Origin of the sequence: Chryseobacterium vaccae, from assembly GCF_009602705.1 — a bacterium.
GTDB lineage: Bacteria > Bacteroidota > Bacteroidia > Flavobacteriales > Weeksellaceae > Chryseobacterium > Chryseobacterium vaccae.
The window spans coordinates 777,610-797,978 of sequence record NZ_VSWH01000001.1 but is presented as its reverse complement, the minus strand read 5'-3'; the positions used below and the strand labels follow the sequence as shown (position 1 = coordinate 797,978).

The 20,369-nt window shown below is 36.7% G+C and carries 14 protein-coding genes; 9 read left to right on the top strand and 5 right to left on the bottom strand.

What is annotated here, in order from left to right; all coding sequences use genetic code 11:
- The first annotated feature begins 79 nt into the window (after positions 1-79).
- The 4 genes from atpD to FW768_RS03590 all read left to right on the top strand — a co-directional run bounded on the left by atpD (position 80) and on the right by FW768_RS03590 (position 3,660).
- Positions 80-1,588: a F0F1 ATP synthase subunit beta gene (gene atpD / locus FW768_RS03605; protein WP_153392477.1), complete on the top strand. Its 1,509-nt coding sequence runs from the start codon at positions 80-82 to the stop codon at positions 1,586-1,588.
- Between the two features lie 88 nt (positions 1,589-1,676).
- Positions 1,677-1,958, top strand: a complete 282-nt coding sequence (locus FW768_RS03600; protein WP_153392474.1) for a FoF1 ATP synthase subunit delta/epsilon — start codon at positions 1,677-1,679, stop codon at positions 1,956-1,958.
- A gap of 77 nt (positions 1,959-2,035) precedes the next feature.
- Positions 2,036-2,854, top strand: a complete 819-nt coding sequence (locus FW768_RS03595; protein ID WP_153392472.1) for a hypothetical protein — start codon at positions 2,036-2,038, stop codon at positions 2,852-2,854.
- A gap of 194 nt (positions 2,855-3,048) precedes the next feature.
- Positions 3,049-3,660 (top strand): WG repeat-containing protein, encoded by a 612-nt coding sequence (locus FW768_RS03590; RefSeq protein ID WP_153392470.1) that lies wholly within the window; start codon positions 3,049-3,051, stop codon positions 3,658-3,660.
- Positions 3,661-3,743: 83 nt separating this feature from the next.
- Here FW768_RS03590 and FW768_RS03585 read toward each other — a convergent pair whose 3' ends face one another.
- The 5 genes from FW768_RS03585 to FW768_RS03565 form a co-directional block, all read right to left on the bottom strand.
- Positions 3,744-5,933 carry a B12-binding domain-containing radical SAM protein gene (locus FW768_RS03585; protein ID WP_153392468.1) on the bottom strand — a complete coding sequence of 730 codons (2,190 nt, stop codon included), beginning with the start codon at positions 5,931-5,933 and terminating at the stop codon, positions 3,744-3,746.
- A 644-nt stretch (positions 5,934-6,577) separates the two neighbouring features.
- Entirely contained in the window at positions 6,578-7,318 is a 741-nt protein-coding gene (locus tag FW768_RS03580) for a hypothetical protein (RefSeq protein WP_153392466.1), read from the bottom strand.
- A 229-nt stretch (positions 7,319-7,547) separates the two neighbouring features.
- On the bottom strand, positions 7,548-8,441 hold the full coding sequence (locus tag FW768_RS03575) for a DMT family transporter (RefSeq protein WP_153392464.1): 894 nt from the start codon (positions 8,439-8,441) through the stop codon (positions 7,548-7,550).
- A 78-nt stretch (positions 8,442-8,519) separates the two neighbouring features.
- Positions 8,520-9,791 carry an aminotransferase class I/II-fold pyridoxal phosphate-dependent enzyme gene (locus FW768_RS03570; protein ID WP_185152040.1) on the bottom strand — a complete coding sequence of 424 codons (1,272 nt, stop codon included), beginning with the start codon at positions 9,789-9,791 and terminating at the stop codon, positions 8,520-8,522.
- 82 nt (positions 9,792-9,873) lie between these two features.
- Complete coding sequence (locus tag FW768_RS03565; protein ID WP_153392460.1) at positions 9,874-10,911, bottom strand: PLP-dependent cysteine synthase family protein; 1,038 nt, start codon at positions 10,909-10,911, stop codon at positions 9,874-9,876.
- Positions 10,912-11,133: 222 nt separating this feature from the next.
- Here FW768_RS03565 and FW768_RS03560 point away from each other — a divergent pair, with 222 nt between their 5' ends.
- The 5 genes from FW768_RS03560 to FW768_RS03540 all read left to right on the top strand — a co-directional run bounded on the left by FW768_RS03560 (position 11,134) and on the right by FW768_RS03540 (position 20,267).
- A complete protein-coding gene (locus tag FW768_RS03560) occupies positions 11,134-14,619 on the top strand; it encodes a glycosyltransferase family 117 protein (RefSeq protein WP_153392458.1) in 3,486 nt (1,161 codons plus the stop codon).
- 101 nt (positions 14,620-14,720) lie between these two features.
- Entirely contained in the window at positions 14,721-16,208 is a 1,488-nt protein-coding gene (locus tag FW768_RS03555) for a hypothetical protein (protein WP_153392456.1), read from the top strand.
- Positions 16,209-16,280: 72 nt separating this feature from the next.
- Positions 16,281-16,805, top strand: a complete 525-nt coding sequence (locus tag FW768_RS03550; RefSeq protein WP_153392454.1) for a DUF1697 domain-containing protein — start codon at positions 16,281-16,283, stop codon at positions 16,803-16,805.
- 403 nt (positions 16,806-17,208) lie between these two features.
- Positions 17,209-18,018 (top strand): 3-deoxy-8-phosphooctulonate synthase, encoded by an 810-nt coding sequence (kdsA, locus tag FW768_RS03545; RefSeq protein WP_153392452.1) that lies wholly within the window; start codon positions 17,209-17,211, stop codon positions 18,016-18,018.
- Positions 18,019-18,062: 44 nt separating this feature from the next.
- Positions 18,063-20,267, top strand: coding sequence for a TonB-dependent receptor plug domain-containing protein (locus FW768_RS03540; protein ID WP_153392450.1), 2,205 nt, complete (start codon positions 18,063-18,065; stop codon positions 20,265-20,267).
- Positions 20,268-20,369 lie beyond the last annotated feature (102 nt).

Genomic DNA, 20,369 nt, shown 5'->3' with positions numbered 1-20,369 from the left:
AAGTATGATAAAAATCTTTTTTTTACCAATTGCGGGTTTATGAAGAATCATTATATTTGCACCAAGAAAAAATTTAGCAATGGCAAACCAAATTAAAGGTAAAATTTCTCAAATTATTGGTCCGGTAATCGACGTTGTCTTTACAGATGTGGAAGCAATTCCAAGTATTTATGACGCGTTAGAAATTACAAAGGAAAACGGTGAAAAAGTAGTCTTAGAAGTAGAGCAGCATATTGGAGAAGATACAGTAAGATGTATCGCAATGGATGCTACAGACGGTCTTAAAAGAGGTCAGGATGTAATTGGATACGGAAATCCTATTACAATGCCTATCGGAGAGGCTGTGAACGGAAGACTATTCAACGTTGTTGGGGATGCTATCGACGGGCTTCAGAATATTTCTAAGGAGGGCGGACTGCCAATCCACAGAGAAGCTCCAAAATTTGATCAACTTTCAACTTCTGCAGAAGTTTTGTTTACAGGTATTAAAGTAATCGACCTTATCGAGCCTTACGCAAAAGGAGGTAAAATTGGTTTGTTCGGTGGTGCCGGGGTAGGTAAAACAGTATTGATCCAGGAGTTGATTAACAATATTGCAAAAGGACACGGAGGTCTTTCTGTATTTGCCGGAGTAGGTGAAAGAACGAGAGAAGGAAATGACCTTTTGAGAGAGATGTTGGAATCCGGAATTATTAAATATGGTGACGAATTCATGCACTCTATGGAAAATGGAGGTTGGGATCTTTCTAAAGTAGATCTTGAAGTAATGAAAGATTCTAAAGCTGCATTCGTGTTTGGTCAGATGAATGAGCCACCAGGTGCAAGAGCGAGAGTAGCACTTTCTGGTCTTACATTAGCTGAGTACTACAGAGATGGTGGTGAAAGCGGACAGGGTAGAGACGTACTTTTCTTCGTAGATAACATCTTCCGTTTTACACAGGCTGGTTCTGAGGTGTCTGCACTTCTTGGTCGTATGCCTTCAGCGGTAGGATATCAGCCAACACTTGCTTCTGAGATGGGAGCAATGCAGGAAAGAATTACTTCAACTAAAAACGGATCTATTACTTCAGTACAGGCGGTATACGTACCTGCGGATGACTTAACTGACCCGGCTCCTGCAACGACGTTTGCTCACTTGGATGCAACTACGGTACTTGACAGAAAGATCGCTTCATTAGGTATCTATCCAGCGGTAGATCCTCTAGCTTCTACTTCAAGAATCCTTGCTCCTGAAATTATCGGTGAAGAACACTACAACTGTGCTCAGAGAGTAAAAGAAATCCTTCAGAGATATAAAGCACTTCAGGATATTATTGCTATCCTTGGTATGGAAGAACTTTCAGAAGAAGATAAATCAGTAGTTTACCGTGCAAGAAAAGTTCAGAGATTCCTATCTCAGCCTTTCCACGTAGCAGAACAGTTTACAGGTATTCCAGGATCTTTGGTAGACATCAAAGATACCATCAAAGGATTCAACATGATCATTGATGGTGAACTAGATCACCTTCCGGAAGCTGCTTTCAACCTGAAAGGAACTATCGAAGAAGCTATCGAAGCTGGACAAAAAATGCTAGCTGAAAACGCTTAATAAATTAGACATAAAGATAACAGATACCAGACATGAGACTTTAAGGTTGTCTGAAATCTGAAATCTGAAATCTTCAAATCTAAATTAAATGAATATAAAAATTTTAACACCAGAATATGTAGTTTTTGAAGGGGAAGTAGACTCTGTACTATTGCCGGGGAAAAGTGGTGAATTTCACATCATGAAAAATCACGCAGGTATCGTTTCTTCTTTGATCGAAGGTAAAGTAAAGCTTTTTGCTAAATCTATTGATGAAGCATATACGAAAAACTTAACTAAAGAAAACGAAAAAGATTCAGCTTTTTCTTACCCTATCAAAAGCGGTGTTGTAGAATTTAATAATAATAAAGGAATTATCCTTTGTGAATAATTAAATGAAAAGCTAAATATATTTTCAAGAAAGTGTAACTTTGTTACACTTTTTTTTATGCCATAAAATCTGATCCTATGAAGAAAGGTGTGATCATATTCTTTGCTGTTCTGGGAATTTGCCTCAATGCCCAGAATTTCAAAACGAAAAGAGGTATTGTAAGTCTTGACGGAGTGCATGTAGCCAAAATTTCAAACAAATCCAGTATTTATACATTTATGGATCTGAAGGAGACCCCGATTTATACAATGGAATTTATAGATAAAAGTATCGTAGATTCTGTAAGAGACAGCTATATCCGGTTGAACAGAGTGTATAACAGGGATAAAACCATAGATCTGGATTACAGTTCACCTTCAGCATTCTCAGGAGAAGAAAAATCGGCGGTTTACACCTCAATAAAAGACTTAAAAATTATCGATAACAAAGGAGTCAACATTAAAAATCTGGATGATATTTTTAAAAATGTCCCGAAAAGAAAGCTGGACAGTAAAACAAAAGATGCTTATTCAACCCGGAACAAAATAGATAAACTGAACATTGAGGTTAATAAAGTTGGTGAGATTTTAAGTAACGGGATTCCCGTAGGCTATTTTACAAATTTACCTGTAAGCTTTGGCTCAGAAGATACTATTACCGATAAAACCTTCGTAGATATTGAAGTGTATGATGCGAAAAGTAAGTTAATAGGACGGTATAGCACAACAATGAAACAAATCAAGACAACGAACGGAAAAATTTTTACCATTTACAGACAAATGTCCGGCAGAGCGGCTCTCCTGAAATTTCCAACCTACAAAGCAATAGCAGAACGAATGGCTATTATGGATCCGAATTTTATTAAAATACAGGAAAAAGTATCTGTGGGTCCCGTTGAGAAACAAACTTCACAATAATAAGGCTATAATAAAATGGGTTTTAACTCATTTTTTCTAATAAGAATCTTTCGAACAACAGTGGAGGAACACTCTATTATAAACAATTTATTCAATTGCGACGGGTTTCAACCCGTCGAAAAAATAGATTAAGCAAAGCTACAGTTTTCCAATGCATTAAATTTTTTCATTAACTTTCATACAAAATACAGCCTATGAAAGTTTTGATTTTCCTGTTATTGTTTTCGTTTTCAGTCTTTTCAGCACAAAAATTCCAGATCATTTATCAGAATAATGATTATTCTACAGCTTATATTGCTGATAAAAACGGCAAAGTAATTAGAAAACTGGATGATTCTTTCCGTTTGAATTACAGGCCTGAAACATTGGGATATTTTTCAATCTTTTCAATTCGGGGTGAAGAAGGCTGGACAGCAGTCGATATTAATGGAAAGAAGTTATTTCAGGTTTTGAATACCGAAAAAGGAACACCAAGCCCTGATGATGTGATTAATAATAAAATAAGAATTGTCGGCAAAAACGGTAAAATAGGCTTTGCAGATGGAAAGGGCAAAATAGTTATCCAGCCGCAATTTGAAATAGTTTCTTCTTTTCATAAAGGGAAAGCAATTATTGGAAAAGAATGTAAAGATGTTCTATGGAATGATCACCCCGGAGAAACGGACTGTCAACATTATTATACCCAATGCGAAAACTACGGCTATATTAATGACAAAGGAAAGGTTATAGAATTCGGAAAATATTCCTTCGAAGAAATTGCAGAAAAAATTAAATGGAAACAGGATTACTCAGATGTTATTCCATAAAAATCTGCTCAATCTGAAAAATCTGCGAGAAAAAATATTTAAATCATTAAAATTAAATTTCCTGCTCAATTTTATCTCAAAAATTAAAGCGATAAAATAACCCCATTTTCTTTCAGTTGCTGCATAGGTTTTGAAAACCAGAACAATTCAAAATCCTCAAAATTTTCTTCAAAATCATTCTTAAGTTGTTGAATAGTAGCTTTCTTCGAATTATTCACGGAATTTTCTTTGAGAATAGCCATCAGCCATTCCGCTTTTTCCTGCTCCAGTTCTACCTTCACAATATTCGTTTTTAAGTGGAATGTAAGCAGCGTAAATGTACCGGAGTATTTCTTTTTATTTTTTACACGATTCTCAGCGATTACGTTTTGGGTTAAAAAGATAATTTTTGAGCTGTTTTTCAGGCTGAAGGTTTCATCTTCCAAAAGACAGTCATGAATGTGGTCCGGATGAATAGTTGTTCTCGGAATTTTAAAATCAAACCATTCCTGAAGCGGAAGTTCAAAATTGACTCCATGCATATAATTGAAAAGAGATTTTTTCAGACCGAAACTGAATTGGCTATGATCAATTCCGGTTTTATCCTTAAAGTCAATATCATTATGAGCAAACAGAATTTTTTCCTTTACGGGAATCACTCCGAATTCCTCAGGACGAAGTCCGACAGGTGAGTGGGCAGTCATGGCAAACTGATGCCAGAATCCGCTTTGAAGAATTCCCATCTCAAACATCTGTCTTACCATTTCCAAAGAGTCTACAGTTTCCTGAATGGTCTGAGTAGGGTAGCCATACATCAGGTAAGCATGAACCATGATTCCGGCTTCTGTGAAATTTCTGGTTACTTTGGCTACCTGTTCTACGGAAACCCCTTTGTCAATTAATTGCAAAAGTCTGTCACTGGCTACTTCCAGCCCTCCTGAAACAGCAACACATCCTGAAAGTTTCAACAGATAACAAAGATCTCCGGTGAAACTTTTTTCAAAACGGATGTTGGTCCACCAGGTAACGACCAAATTTCTTCGCAAAATTTCCAGGGCAACCTCCCGCATTAAGGCTGGTGGGGCGGCTTCGTCTACAAAATGAAATCCTGTTTCACCAGTTGTTCTAATGAGTTCTTCCATTCTGTCAACCAGAATTTTTGCAGAAATGGGTTCATAGATTTTAATATAATCCAGGGAAATATCACAGAATGTACATTTCCCCCAATAGCAGCCGTGGGCCATGGTCAGTTTATTCCATCTCCCGTCGCTCCATAAACTGTGCATGGGATTGGCGATTTCAATGACTGAGATATATTGGTCTAACTGAAGATCCGTATAGTCAGGAGTTCCGATATCAGCTTGTTTATAATCGTGTCGTTTAGAATTATTCTTATAAACAACTTCTTGATTTTCAATTAAAAAAGTTCTTTTGTATTCCTGATTTTCTTTAGGATTGATTACATTTTCATGAAGAAGTTCAAGAGGAATTTCACCATCATCCAATGTAATAAAATCAAAAAATTCAAATACTCTCTGATCTTTGATCTCCCTTAGTTCTGTATTGGGAAAGCCACCACCCATTGCTGTTTTGATGTGTGGATAGTTCTTTTTAATCCATTGGGCACATCTGAATCCTGCATATAGATTTCCCGGAAAAGGAACTGAAAAACAAACCAGTTTAGGCTGTACTATTTCCAGCTTTTCCTCAAGAATTTCTAAAGTGAAATCATCAATAAAAGTCTGTTTATCTGATAACTTTGAATACAATTCATCAAATGAATTGGCACTTTTTCCCAGACGTTCGGCGTATCTGCTGAAACCAAAATCGGGGTCGATATTTTCTACAATATAATCAGAAATATCTTCCAGATATAAAGTGGCAAGATGCTTGGCTTTATCCTGAAGACCCATGTTTCCGAAAGCAAATTCCATATCATCCAATTGGTTGAAACGGGAAGCTTCGGGAAGAAAATTCATGCTGCAGATCTGTCTTGCCAAAGTTGGTGTTTTTCCCTGCAGAAAAGGAATGACCTGATCTATCGTTTTTAAATATTCCTCTTTTAAAGCAAAAATTCGCTGTGAATTTTCAGAAACAGCCTGAAGATCGATCTGCTGGTCAAAAATCCGCTGGATTCCGTTTTTTGAAAAGAGTTTCAAAATAACATCAATTCCTAAATCAACCTGGTAACTAGAAATATTTTTGGTATTCAAAAACCCTTTAATATAAGCTGTTGCCGGATAAGGAGTATTGAGCTGGGTAAAAGGCGGAGTGATAAGAAGAAGATCTTTCAACAGGAATTTTTTACAAATTTATTTTTAGGATTCAGTTAAATATGAGAAAATATAATCCGTTTTGCTTTGATAAACAGATGGTTATGGTTTTAAATGATCTCTGTTAACTGTTCGTCAAAGATAGACAATTTGTGCTGTATATTGCAAACCCTGAATTTGATTTATAGACAGATATTTTATTTCTCCTTGATTTGCAGATTGAACAGATTTTTCGTTGGAATACACAAGGTTGTAAGAGTTATTTTACAGACTGTATAAAAGATCGCAAGGATTTTATCTACGATAAAATTTTACACTGCCGAATCCGTAAAAATCTTTTTTGCCTCAAAGAATTCCCCACAGATTGCTCAGATTTCACTGATGTTTATGGATATTTTTAAAAGGTCGCAGATTGTTCAGATGACGCAGATCTTTTTAATTAATATAATAAAAATCGTAGATTTTTAATTTTAAGTGAACTTTTATACACAATGTTTTTAACTTAAAAATCACTAAAGTGTTTAAATTCTGTTGTGCTTTTTGACTTCGTTGAATCTTCGATTTGTAGTAAAAAAAACACATGTTATTTTTATCAATGCAAAGATTTATATTGATACTGTTGCTTCGATGAAGCTGACTATTTAATTCTACGGGATATAAAGTATTCAATAAAATAAAGCTTCCACCTGATGCTGATTAATGAAACTCAGAAAAGCCTGTTCATCAAAATATCCGTTTTTATTCAGCACTTCAGGATTTAATCTGGCTGCTTCACTGTCATTGTCAATCAAAGCATTTTCAATAAACCTTCCTGATTTTCCTTCAATTTCATTATGAAAACTGATTAGATATTTGGAATATATTTTACCTTCTGAAACAGTGTATTGTCCGTTTTCTGCAACAAGGGAAGCATAAATATTTCCTCCAATATATGTTTCATGATCATTAGAGGATGCTCCAAAGAGCACGCTGCAGGAAAGACTCCCTGAGGAATAGAGAGAACCGTTAACAATTATGTTTTTAGCTTTAATCTGCCCTGTCACAATAAGGGTAACATATTCTTCGATGAATAAATTTCCCGATAGTTCCAAATGACCTTCAATCAGGATGATTTTGAAACCTTCACCATCTTCAGCAATAAGATTGAGAGAGGTTGTGCATTCATTTTTCATCAACAGAATTTCAGGTTCATCATGGTCATTATTCATTTGCAAAGAAGCTTCCCGTATTTTTTCTGCTGTTTCGGAGTCCAGCATTTCAAGAAATTCTGAAAAGCTTTCATCATCCGGATCATGTTCGCTGAGGAAAGTAAAATCCAGAGCGGTCTGAACGGCAGCGTACAACTTTTCTGAAGTTGTTTTTATCCGGCCGTTTAATTGTTCTTTTGTTAGTTTTTCTGTTTTCATCACTGCTGTATTTATTGGTAAAGTAAAAATGCATCTCTGTATAACAGATATGCAGGTGAGGGACTGTTATACAAATATACATTGAAAAACTGAAAAAAATTACGCCGGAAAGCCAAACTTATTTTCAAAATTCTCCGTATGAGAGAATTATTTTTGGTTTATTGATTCTATTGATATCTCCGATTGTTAGAGAATATCTAAGTGTAATCTGTAAGTAATCATGTATTTTTTAGTTGGCATGCATCTTAATCCGTCTTGATTTTATGCTGCCTGCAATGACATTAAGGATAACACCCAAAAGAATCAATGTGATTCCGATAAGAAGATTGCCTGTGAACTTCTCATGAAACATTAGAACACTTACCATAACAGCAACTACGGGCTCCAGGGCCCCTAAAATAGCTGTTGGTGTAGAACCTATATACTTTATAGCGTACACCAGACACAGGCTGGAAATAACGGTAGTAAGAAATGCAAAAACAATAAAGCTTAAAAATATAGATAGGGAGGGTATAGCGAAAGACTGCCCGCCAACAGAGGCTTTAAGCATAAAAAATCCTGAAGTGAACAGCATAGAATAAAACGAAAGTTTAAATCCGGAAACCTTAAGTCCTGATTTATTGACAATCACCATATAAAGTGCATAGAATAAAGAGCTTAGCATGACAACCCCCAAACCTGCAAAGTTGATTTCAAAACCTTCTCCTTTTAAGCATAAAACAATAACTCCGGCAAAAGCCAGTAAAAGGGAAGCTACAGATAACTTTGTAAGTCTTTCCCTATAAAAGAAAAACATAATGAGTGCCACAATAACCGGATAAATGAAGAGTACTGTAGAAGCAATACCCGGAGTAAGGAAATCATATCCTATAAATAAGAACTCCGAGGAAAGAGCGTAGCAAATACCTAAAACAGCAAGGAGTAAGGCTTCTTTTTTATTGATTCTGAAGCTTTCCTTAGAATAAAGCAGATATCCGCCTACCATCATGGCAGAAAATAAAAAACGGTAAAACAAAGTAATATCCATTGAGAATTTAGCCTGCTTCAGCGGCAGGATAAAGATTGGAATCAGTCCATATGAAACGGATGACAAAACACCTAACAGATAACCTTTAATTTTCATTTTTCTTTTACAGATTTTATAGTTGAATCATAAAAAAACCACTGAAGAAGTTCAGTGGTTTTTTTGAAATTTTTATTATTAAATTGGCTTGAAACTTAACCCCTGCTCCTGCAGAAGTTTCTGTTCCTGCTCTTTATAGTAACCACTTACTAGTTTATCGTGAATAGCTTCAAATGCAGCCAGCGTTTCATTAATTTCCGCATCTGTATGAGAAGCTGTAGGAATTAATCTCAGAAGGATCATTCCTTTCGGAATTACCGGATACACAACTACTGAAGTAAAGATTCCGTAGATCTCTCTTAGGTCTTTCACCAGAAGAGTTGCTTCTACCGGAGTTCCCTGCATCATTACTGGAGTTACACACGTATTCGTATCACCAATATTGAATCCTCTTTCTTTAAGTCCGTTTTGTAATTTATTTACATTTTCCCAAAGTTTGGCCTTGATTTCCGGTCTTGTTCTCAATAGCTCAAGTCTCTTTAAACCTCCGATTACCATTGGCATCGTAAGAGATTTAGCGAAAATCTGAGATCTTAAATTGAATTTCAGATATCTGATAATTTCCTTATCACCAGCTAAGAAGGCTCCGAAACCTGCCATTGATTTAGCAAAAGTAGAGAAGTATACGTCGATCTGATCCTGACATCCCTGCTCTTCACCAGCTCCAGCTCCTGTTTTTCCAAGTGTTCCGAATCCGTGGGCATCATCTACCAAAAGTCTGAAGCTGTATTTGGATTTCAGCTCGCAGATTTCTTTGATTTTTCCCTGCTGACCTCTCATTCCGAAAACACCTTCCGTAATCACTAAAATACCGCCGCCTGTTTCCTCTGCAACTTTAGTCGCTCTCTGAAGGTTTTTCTCAAGACTGGCAATATCGTTGTGTCTGTAGGTAAATCTTTTTCCGGCATGAAGTCTTACACCGTCTACAATACAGGCATGAGAATCTACATCATAAACGATTACATCATTTCTGTTTACCAGAGCATCAATGGTAGAAACCATTCCCTGATAACCGAAATTTAATAAATATGCTGATTCTTTTTGTACAAAATCTGCCAGTTCTCTTTCCAGCTGAAGGTGTTGTTCTGTTTCCCCAGACATAGCTCTTGCTCCCATCGGGTAGAACATTCCGTATTCCGCAGCAGCTTTGGCATCTGCTTCAATTACTTCAGGGTGATTACATAATCCTAAATAGTCATTGGCACTCCAGAAAATTACTTCTCTTCCCTGGAACTGCATCCTTGGACCGATAGGCCCCTCTAATCTCGGGAATATAAAATAGCCTTCTCCGTAATCTGCAAACTGTCCAAGAGGTCCTGGATTTTCTTTTATTCTTTCAAAAATATCCAACATGTTGTATCGTAATTTTTAAGTAAAAAAGCCTTTCCTGTAGAACACAAAAGGCTTTATTTGTATCGTGGTTTATATTATTCTATTTAATGAACTCGGTCTTGAAAACTTCATCGTAATTGTGTACGCAGTTGTTAACAAAACCCTGTTCCGCCATCCATTTATCACTGTATACTTTGGTAATATACCTTGAACCGTGATCTGGATAGATCAGTACAATCATATCATCCTTAGTCAGTTCATGGGACTGTGCATACTGAATTAATGCCTGGGTTACGGCTCCGGTAGTGTAGCCGCCCATGATAGCTTCTTTCAAAGCAATTTCACGGGTTCTGTAGGCTGACATTTCATCGTTCACTCTTACAAATTCATCTACTTTATCAAAAAGAAGGGCAGAAGGAATTAAATTTTTTCCCATTCCTTCAATCTGATAAGGATGAACGTCTTCTTTATGAATCTCTCCCGTCTCATGGTAGCTTTTTAGAATAGAACCGTCTGCATCTACACCGATGATCTTGATGCCCGGATTCTTTTCTTTTAAAAACTTTGCTGAACCTGATAATGTTCCACCTGTTCCAGTGCAGGCAAAAAGGTGAGTGATTTTACCTTCCGTCTGCTCCCAAATTTCAGGACCGGTAGTCTGGTAATGTGCATCAATGTTCAGCTCGTTGAAATACTGATTGATGTAAACTGAATTTGGTGTTTCTGAAGCAATTCTTTTAGCAACTTCATAGTATGATCTCGGATCATCTGCAGGAACGTTGGCAGGACAGATATATACTGTAGCTCCTAATGCTTTTAAATAAGCGATTTTCTCAGGCTTTGTCTTGTCACTTACGGCAAGAATACACTGATATCCTTTAATGATACAAACCATTGCTATAGAAAATCCTGTATTCCCTGAAGTTGTTTCAACAACTACAGATCCTTCCTTCAATAAACCTTTCTGCTCTGCGTTTTCTATAATATGAAGTGCAATTCTATCTTTAGTGGAATGTCCAGGATTATATGATTCTAACTTGGCATAAACGGTTGCAGGAATATCTTTTGTAACAGTATTAAGCTTCACCATAGGAGTATTTCCTACAAGGCCAAGAATATTATCGTAAACATTACTCATTATTTGTTATTTTCAATAAAAATCTGACCGCAAAAATACAAAAAAATAAATAATTTCTAAACTTTTGTTTGATTTCTAGACAGCGATTTAGGAAAATCTATTTTCTTATTTGCAATCTTAGCGGAAGTATCATCACAAATACTACGCCATTTTTTTTAAATTGTGTTAAAAACAACATAAAATAATTTAAAAGCCTTACTTTCGCGTAATTGATTTAATACTATGAAAAATTGGACTTTTAGGCGATGGAACACCGTTTTAGGATGGGTGATTTTTGTCATTGCTTTTTTCACGTACTTGTCTACCATAGAGCCCAACTTCAGTTTCTGGGACTGCGGTGAGTACATTTCTTCTGCTGTAAAACTTGAAGTAACGCACGCTCCGGGAGCTGCATTATTCCAGATTGTGGGGGCTGTAGCCGCCATTTTTGCATTAGGAAAAGGCGAAAATTATTCAATCGTAATTAACGCGATGTCTGCCCTGTTCAGTGCACTAACGATTCTGTTCTTGTTCTGGACCATCACACATTTTGTAAGAAGACTTCTGAACAAGGATTTTGAAGAAGTAACAAAACATCAGGAAATCTCTATTCTCTTTGCCGGAGCTATAGGAGCTTTATGTTTTACGTTTTCAGATACATTCTGGTTTTCAGCAGTAGAAGGAGAAGTATATTCAATGGCTTCCATGTTTATTGCTTTGCTGGTTTGGCTGATCACGAAATGGGAAAATGAATATCAGGCAACGGACAGTGAAAGATGGATTATCCTTATTTTCTTTGTATTAGGGCTTTCTGTAGGAGTACACATGATGTGTATGCTGGCAGTTCCTGCGGTATGTCTGGTTTATTATGCCAGAAATTACAAGTTTACATGGAAAAATTTTATCTGGGCTAACGCGATTACGCTGGGAATTCTGATTATTGTTTTTAAAATTATCTTCCCTTTGATCATGACGATGTTCGGAAAGCTGGAGATTTTCTTTGTAAACGGACTGGGCCTTCCTTTCCACTCAGGAACAATTGCCGCGTTTATTTTAATGACAGTTTTATGCTATTTCATTATTAAGTATGCGAGAAAAGCAAAAAGAAATATTTTCCAGACTGCAGCCTTATCAATTGTGTATATGATTATCGGTTTCTCATGCTGGATGGTAATTCCAATAAGAGCAAATGCCAATCCTCCGATGAACCTTAATGATCCTGATACCGCGATTGGAATGCTGGATTATTATAACAGAGAGCAGTACGGAGACTGGCCGACAATTTATGGACAGAATTATACCGCTTTCCTTGATGCCAAAGGAATTGAAAAAAATGAAGACGGAAGCTTCAAGACCACAAAAACCGGAGAGGTTTACGAAAAAGACGAAAAAACCGGTACGTACAGAAAGACGAATGACAGGTTCAACTACGTATTCAACAAGTCTCATGTAAGTCTGATGCCAAGAATGTTCAATGAAGATAAAGATGTAATGGCCAACTACATTTCTATGTACGGAGCCCCGGATTTTACTTTGAACTATGCCAACGAAGATGTTGCAGACAACCCTCAGGCCAAGCAGATCTTTGACGAGCTGAGAGCGAAATATGAAGATAAAACCATCACAGCAGCAGACTATTTAAAAGTAAAACCATACGATCTGATCAACGTTCAGAAACCTTCATTGGCCCAGAATCTTGATTATTTCATTTCTTTCCAGAACGGATACTATTTTGTAAGATACCTGATGTGGAACTTTGTAGGAAGACAAAACGACCTTGAAGGAAACATGGAAAATACAAAAGGAAACTGGATCTCGGGAATTTCATTTATAGACAATGCTTTATTAGGAAACCAGGATAAAATGCCTGCTAAATTCCAGAATGAAAGTACGGTGAAATTCTTCTTCCTTCCATTAATTTTAGGATTAATTGGTTTCTTTTTCCAACTGAACAGAGATTTCGGAAGATTTTATGCCCTTCTTTCCTTGTTTGTCCTGACAAGTGTAGGGATTGTTTTTTATACAGGGGTAAAACCTTTTGAGCCAAGAGAAAGAGATTATGCGATGGTAGGCTCTTTTTATGCCTTTGCCATCTGGATCGGAATGGGGGCCGGAGCTATTTTATGGTTCCTTCAGTCCAAAATAAAATCCAACGGAGCTAATATTGCTCTGGGTGTTATTCTGTTAGGAGTTCCTTTTATGATGGGATTCCAGAATTATAATGTACATGACAGAAGCAACAGGTATACTGCATATGATTATGCTTATTCAGTATTAAAATCGCTTCCGAAAAATGATATTTTATTTGTTTATGGGGATAATGATACTTATCCTGTGTGGGCAATTCAAGAGACGGAAAGATTCAGGGATGATGTGAAAGTGGTTAATTTTACCCTTGCTTCAACTCCATGGAATCTTGATCAGGTAAAAAGAAAGACATATAATGCAGCAGGAATTCCAAGTGAACTGACTCATGAAGATTACAGAGAAGGTTCAAACGACCAGATCTATATGATGAAGAAAGAGGATTGGGAAAGTGTATTCTCCATGCTTAAACAACAAGGTGTTCCTGACACTGAATTCCAAGCGTTCAGAAAATATCTTACACAGGATTCTTTGACCCTGAAAGAAGCAATTAATTTCATCAAATTCAAATCTCCTGAAAAAGATGAACTTCTGAAAATGTATTTCGGAGAAGAAAAATATGAGAAATACAACGTTCTTCCGGTTAATAAATTCATTCTTCCGGTTAACAAAGAAAATGCTTTAAAAGCAGGAATCATTACCCAGGAAGATCTTCCGAACGTAGTCAATCAAATTATGATCACCTACAAAGGAAACACTCTTTATAAAAACAATCTGATTATGATGGACCTTTTGGCGAACTTCGACTGGAAACGTCCGATCAGCTTCTCTTCAGGAGGAATCTATGACAGTGAAAATATTTTCTATCTGAACGAATACCTTCAGTTTGACGGATTCAGCTACAGATTGGTTCCTGTACATACGGTACAGACTCCGGATGGAGATATGGGGAAAGTAGATGCAAATTCTCTTTACAATGTGGTGAAAAATTTCAGATGGGGGAACTTTAAAAACTTAAATGTTCACTTTGACGAAACAGCTACTTCAAACATTATGAGCTACAGAATGTCAGCGAGCAGAGCGGCTTCAGCATTGGCCTTAAGTGGTCAGAAAGCTAAAGCGGTTGAGATTCTTGATCTTGCAGCAAAAGAAATTCCTGCCGAAAAATACAACGATCCACGTTCATTAAGCGCGATGGTAACCGGATATATCGTTGCAGGTCAGGAGCAGAAAGGTCTTCAGCTGGCGGAAATCCTTAAAAAAGGAATCTTCGAAGAATATGATTACTATTTAAGCCTGGATCCTATTGACCAGACTTATGTAAGAAGACAGATGAGAACGAAACCAATGGAATATTCTCTTGTGGTTTCCGCGGTTACGGATGCTTACAAAAAGATTGGTCAGAACGAAAAAGCATATGCTTATCTGGTGAAATCGATAGAGCCAATTGATAAAAAGTTCAATGTTTTCATCAAAGAACTTCAGCAGATGGGGAAAGAAAAGGCGATGAAAGAATCTGAAAACGTACAGAAAATAACGCCTTTCTACCAGTATTTATTTGATGTGATGGAACCTTTCGATTCTACGTATTCAAAAGAAAAAGAAGAGCAGATCACTACAGCGATCATTAAAGCAACCCAATAGAAACTTTAACTTCATACTTTAAAACGGAACTTCGGTTCCGTTTTTTTTATTATTGGGATTCCTGATTTTTAAGATTATATTTGTGACGCTAAAAATACACGATGACCGAGACTAAAAACAACAACCTTCCCATCTATGCTGCAGCCTTTACGGTAGTTTTTAAAATCTTTTTTTTATTGACTCACTATATTCAGGAAGATGCTTTTATCACCTGGAGAGTAGCACAGAACTTATTGGATTATGGAGTTATAGGTTTTAACGGAAATACAAGGATCTCAGCTTCTACAACACATTTGTATGTTTTTGTATCCTATTTCTTCAACCTGATCTTTGGCAAAGAGAATTTTATTGAACCTCTTTTAATCTTCAACTCTTTACTCTTTACGATAGGAACGGTATTGCTTTCTCATTTGGTTCTTAAAAATCCATGGCATAAAGCTATTTTTATATTTCTGATCGGAATTCTGCCTCCTGCCATTAAGATTTCAATCTTAGGAATGGAATACGGAATCCTTTTCTTTCTTGAAATGGCACTCCTGTATTATGGTTTCAGCAAAAATAAAAAATGGGCGCTGATTCTTCTGCCGATTCTCATCATGTTTACAAGAATAGATACAGTGATCTTCCTGGGAATTGTATTTTTAGTAGATATTTTCTGGAACAGAAAGATCAGATGGCGCTATGTACTGGGAGGAATTTTAGGCCTTGTGGCAGTACTGTCTTTCAACTGGTTTTATTTTGGCGAACTGGTAAATAATACCATTACAGCCAAAAAACTTCTGTATGGGCGTGATTTCACTTTCCAACAGCACCTGGAATATTTTGGGGCGAGTTTCGGTAACTTTTGGGGAATGTTCAAACTTCCCGGAAGCTTTAACCCGATAACGATTATGATCCTTATTTTTGAGCTGCTTTGCTTTATTTACCTGATCAGACAAAGGGAAAAAAGAAACTACTTTTTGTGGATGATTTTCATTTTTGGGTGGGTAAAACAGATTATTTTTATTTCTCAAAAAAGTTTATTCGACTGGTATTACTGGGTTCCTCAATTACTGCTTTTCGTTCCCGTTCTTATTTTTGTTTTGGAGCAGAAAGAGAGAAGAAAGTTGTGGTTATCACTGCTCATTATATTTTATATCCTTCCGATGTTTGCTTTTCAGACTGTACATTCTATAGCAACAGGAAACGGAGAATGGTATTACCGCAGAATGATCGGCCTGTATTTAGGAACTTTTGAAAAAGATAAAAAACAATGGATATTGCTGGAACCTGCAGGCTATATACCTTACTTTTCAGGGTTAAAAACAATTGACGAAGTAGGATTGGTTGATAAGCAGATTCAGGAAGAAGTTAAGAAAGACAGGGCTAATTACTGGGTTAATACCGTTAAAAAAAGAAAACCAAAATATCTTCTTTCCTACAAAAACCTGTTTGAAGGAAAAGACGCTGCCTATTATCAGACACATTACAAACTGATGAAGGAATTCAGGGTAAAAGACCACCTGAAAAGTCAATATAAAATCCTGGAAAAGATCTACAGGCTTAAACCTTCAGGAACAGACTATAATTTGTATATTAGAATTGATTAAAACATTGAAAAAACAGGTAGAGTCTCATAAGCTCTAAAATCTTTCAAAACTAATACCCTAAAACCTGAAACTATGAAATACTGTGCTTTTCTCCGAGGAGTCAACGTAAAAGGAACCAATATGAAAATGGCTGATGTATGTCAGGTTTTTAAAAATGCAGGAGTAACTGATGTAAGTTCAGTGCTGGCTTCAGGAAATATTGTTTTTTCTTCAGATAAAAATGCCGCTGAACTGAAGCAGATATTGGAGAAAGCCATGTCTGACCACTTTTCTTACGAAGCTTTTCTATTCATAAAATCTCTGGAAGAAACAGAAGCTTTCTGGAACGGAAGGCCTTTTGAAAAAAACGATGACCTTCATCTGTATGCTTTTGTGGGAAATCCGGGAGTTGAAAATATACTGATGGAAGAATTTGAAAAATCGTCCAAAACCGAAAATGAAAAAGCCGAAATCGTTAAAGGTATTTTCTATTGGCAGGTTCCGAAAGGTAATACCCTGGATTCCACATTCGGGAAAGTGCTGGGAAAGAAAAGCCTGAAAGATCAGATGACCAGCAGGAATATCAATACGTTTGAGAAGATTTTAAAGAAATTTTAACTGAGAAATGGCCGTTTTCCTTTTTCTTGCAGTAATGTTTGCCATTGCAAACTTTTATTATTGGGCATTTCGGATCCCTTTGAAGACCTATAAACTGTTTATTATATTCTTCATCGTTATTTCCCTGATTGCTGTTATTACGGATCCTTACAACTTGCCGGAGATCATTATTGTATTTTCAGGCTACTATATCTTGCTTTTTGGGGTTCATTTATTGTTGACCCAAGTGTTTCAGGTAAACAGATATTTTCCCTATTTATTTGTTTTCTTTCTTATTTCACTTTTGGTGACCGCTTTTTTCGGAGTATTGATGCAGGATATTTTTAATTATTCTTAGGCTCAAATAATTTCCTATTCTGAAACTTTCTCAGTATTTTTACTGAACTTTTTAATTCAAATAAAAATGATTCAGTATTTAGATAATATCAGTCACAAAGATTCAAAAAACTTTTTCCTTATTGCCGGTCCTTGTATTATTGAAGGAGAAGATATGGCTTTAAGAATAGCTGAAAAAGTAATCAATATTACAGATAAATATAACATTCCTTATATTTTCAAGGGAAGCTTTAAGAAAGCCAACAGAAGCCGTGTAGATTCTTTTACCTCCATCGGTGAAGAAAAATCTCTTGAAATTCTGAAAAAAGTAGGCGAGACCTTTAATATTCCTACCACTACGGATATTCATGAAAATGAGCACGCAGCATTGGCCGCTCAGTATGTGGATGTATTACAGATCCCTGCATTTTTAGTACGCCAGACCGACCTTTTGGTGGCTGCTGCGAAAACAGGGAAGTGCGTAACGCTGAAAAAAGGGCAGTTTCTTTCTCCGGAATCCATGAAATTTGCCGTTCAGAAGGTAACTGATTCTGATAATCAGAAAGTAGCGATCATTGAACGAGGAAATTCTTTCGGATATACAGATCTGATCGTGGATTACAGAGGAATTCCTACAATGAGGGAATATGCACCTGTTATTCTGGATGTTACCCACTCATTACAGCAGCCGAATCAGAGTTCCGGTGTTACAGGCGGAAGACCTGATCTTATTGAAACGGTAGCCAAAGCCGGAATTGCAGTAGGAGCGGACGGAATTTTTATTGAAACCCATCCAACCCCTGAAACAGCTTTATCAGACGGTGCCAACATGCTAAGACTGGATTTATTAGAAGATTTATTACAAAAATTAACAAGAATCAGAGAATCGATTTTGTAATTGTTAAAAAATAATTAATTTTAGAAATTCTTAAAATATTTCTTTTGAAAAAACTAGTTTTACCACTAAGCCTTATGGTTCCCGTATTGATTTTCTCTCAAAACAGAAAAAAAGATACAACCACAAGAGTAACCGATATTGAGGAAGTTGTTTTCCAGAAAAAAGTGATCGGAAGAACTTCTGATATTACCAATGTAAAGATCTCAGCAAAAGAGGCTCAAAGTGTAGCTACAATAAGCGGAGGAATTGAAGGGCTGCTTAAAACACTTCCTTCAGTAAGTTCCAATACCGAGCTGTCTTCACAATATATGGTACGTGGCGGAAACTATGATGAAAACCTTATCTACATTAATGATATTGAGATTTACCGTCCATTTCTGATCAGAAATTCTCAACAAGAGGGGATGAGTATCATCAATCCGGACATGGTTTCGGTAGTTAACTTCTCAGCAGGAGGCTTTGAAGCCAAATATGGCGACAAAATGTCTTCGGCATTGAATGTATATTACCGTGAGCCGGAAAAATTTGAACTTTCAGGAGAAGCAAGTTTGATCGGAGGACGATTAACAACCGGTCTGGCTTCAAAAAATAAAAAGCTGACTGCTTTATTCTCAGGAAGGTACAGAAATACCAATCTTGTTCTGAACACGCTGAACGAGGACACAGATTTCAATCCTACTTATTGGGATTTCCAGTCGTATATCAACTATCATGTCAATGATAAATTTTCCATGTCATTCATCGGGTATTATTCCAAGAATGACTACGAAATGATTCCTAAGGCAAAAAGTGTTACTTTCGGAAGCCTTCAGCAGCCCATTACGGTAAATATCGGATATGGCGGTAAAGAGCAGGATATGTATAAAAATATGATGGGAACGTTCTCACTGAACTATAAGCCATCAGATAAATGGAGATTTACTTTAGACAGCTTTGCTTATCAGAACAGAGAAAAAGAGTATTATTCCATTGCTTCCAGCTATGAATTGCAGACTTTTGATCCTGTAACGCAGGCTCCTGTATCCAGCTTCGATGTCGGAGGACAGATAGAGCACGCAAGGAATGACCTGTATGTAAAAACCTATGGAACCCAGTTCAGAGCACGTTTTTCACCGAATGTGAATACGAATATTGAATTAGGCTTTAAATACGAAAAGGAAAACCTGAAAGACCTTACCAACGAATGGAAACTGGTAGACTCTGCAGGATACAGTCTTCCGGTGGCGATTGTTGACCCAAGAACGGGAGGAACAGGAGATCTAAGACTGTTTTACCAGATCGCGGGAAAAAATAATATAGAACCTTCAAGACTCTCAGCTTATGCGCAATATTCCCAAAAGTTCTACTGGGGAGCGAGCAAAGTATTTTTAAATGCCGGAGCAAGAGTTTCCAACTGGAGCTTCAATAAAGAAACGATATTTTCACCCAGAGTCCAGTTTGCCATAAAACCGGATTGGGAATCTGATATGACCTTCAAGCTTTCCGGAGGGATTTATTATCAGGCACCTTTCTACAAAGAGATCAAAGATCTTGACGGAAACTTCAATTCTAATATAAAATCGCAGCGTTCCATTCAGGCCATCCTTTCCAATGACTATGAATTCTACATGTATGACAGACCGTTTAAGCTGACTACAGAAGCCTATTATAAGAAAATGGATAACCTGATTCCTTATTATATGGACAACGTGAGAATCCGTTATTCCGGTAAAAATAATGCTTCAGGATATGCGTATGGAATTGATACGAGACTTTTCGGGGAATTTGTTCCGGGAGTTGATTCCTGGTTGTCTGCAAGTTATTCCAGAATCTATGAAAATATAGACGGAAGAGGAAATATTCCAAGACCTACAGACCAGAGATTCAGGTTTGCGATGTTCTACCAGGATTATATGCCGAAATTCCCATCGATGAGGGTAAACCTTACTTTGATCTATTCCATGGGACTTCCTAACGGAGCTCCTGTATTTACCGATCCTTATCAATATCAGAAAACTTTGCCAGCCTATAAAAGGGTTGATTTAGGTCTTTCCAAAGTATTTATTGATTCCAAGGATAAGAAAAAGAGATATGGTTTCTGGGGTAATTTTGAAGAACTTACTTTAGGAGTGCAGGTTTTCAATGCTTTCAATATCAATAATACAGTAGCCAATCAATGGATTACGGATTATAACTCGAACCAGATGTATCCGGTTCCTGTGCGTCTTACAGGACGTTTCTTCAATGTAAAACTTGAATTTAAACTGTAAATCTGATATAAAATCAGCTATATATTAAAAAAATAAAGCTTCTGAAATTCAGGAGCTTTTTTTGTGCAGAATTTTATAACAAGTATACCGAATTTTATAACA

What these genes read in the sequence shown, in the direction of transcription:
- FW768_RS03575 (WP_153392464.1), bottom strand. Translation starts at nt 8,441, where the DNA reads ATGAAAATTAAAGGTTATCTGTTAGGTGTTTTGTCATCCGTTTCATAT.
- FW768_RS03555 (WP_153392456.1), top strand. Translation starts at nt 14,721, where the DNA reads ATGACCGAGACTAAAAACAACAACCTTCCCATCTATGCTGCAGCCTTT.
- FW768_RS03600 (WP_153392474.1), top strand. Translation starts at nt 1,677, where the DNA reads ATGAATATAAAAATTTTAACACCAGAATATGTAGTTTTTGAAGGGGAA.
- FW768_RS03560 (WP_153392458.1), top strand. Translation starts at nt 11,134, where the DNA reads ATGAAAAATTGGACTTTTAGGCGATGGAACACCGTTTTAGGATGGGTG.
- FW768_RS03590 (WP_153392470.1), top strand. Translation starts at nt 3,049, where the DNA reads ATGAAAGTTTTGATTTTCCTGTTATTGTTTTCGTTTTCAGTCTTTTCA.
- kdsA (WP_153392452.1), top strand. Translation starts at nt 17,209, where the DNA reads ATGATTCAGTATTTAGATAATATCAGTCACAAAGATTCAAAAAACTTT.
- FW768_RS03580 (WP_153392466.1), bottom strand. Translation starts at nt 7,318, where the DNA reads ATGAAAACAGAAAAACTAACAAAAGAACAATTAAACGGCCGGATAAAA.
- FW768_RS03565 (WP_153392460.1), bottom strand. Translation starts at nt 10,911, where the DNA reads ATGAGTAATGTTTACGATAATATTCTTGGCCTTGTAGGAAATACTCCT.
- FW768_RS03595 (WP_153392472.1), top strand. Translation starts at nt 2,036, where the DNA reads ATGAAGAAAGGTGTGATCATATTCTTTGCTGTTCTGGGAATTTGCCTC.
- atpD (WP_153392477.1), top strand. Translation starts at nt 80, where the DNA reads ATGGCAAACCAAATTAAAGGTAAAATTTCTCAAATTATTGGTCCGGTA.
- FW768_RS03550 (WP_153392454.1), top strand. Translation starts at nt 16,281, where the DNA reads ATGAAATACTGTGCTTTTCTCCGAGGAGTCAACGTAAAAGGAACCAAT.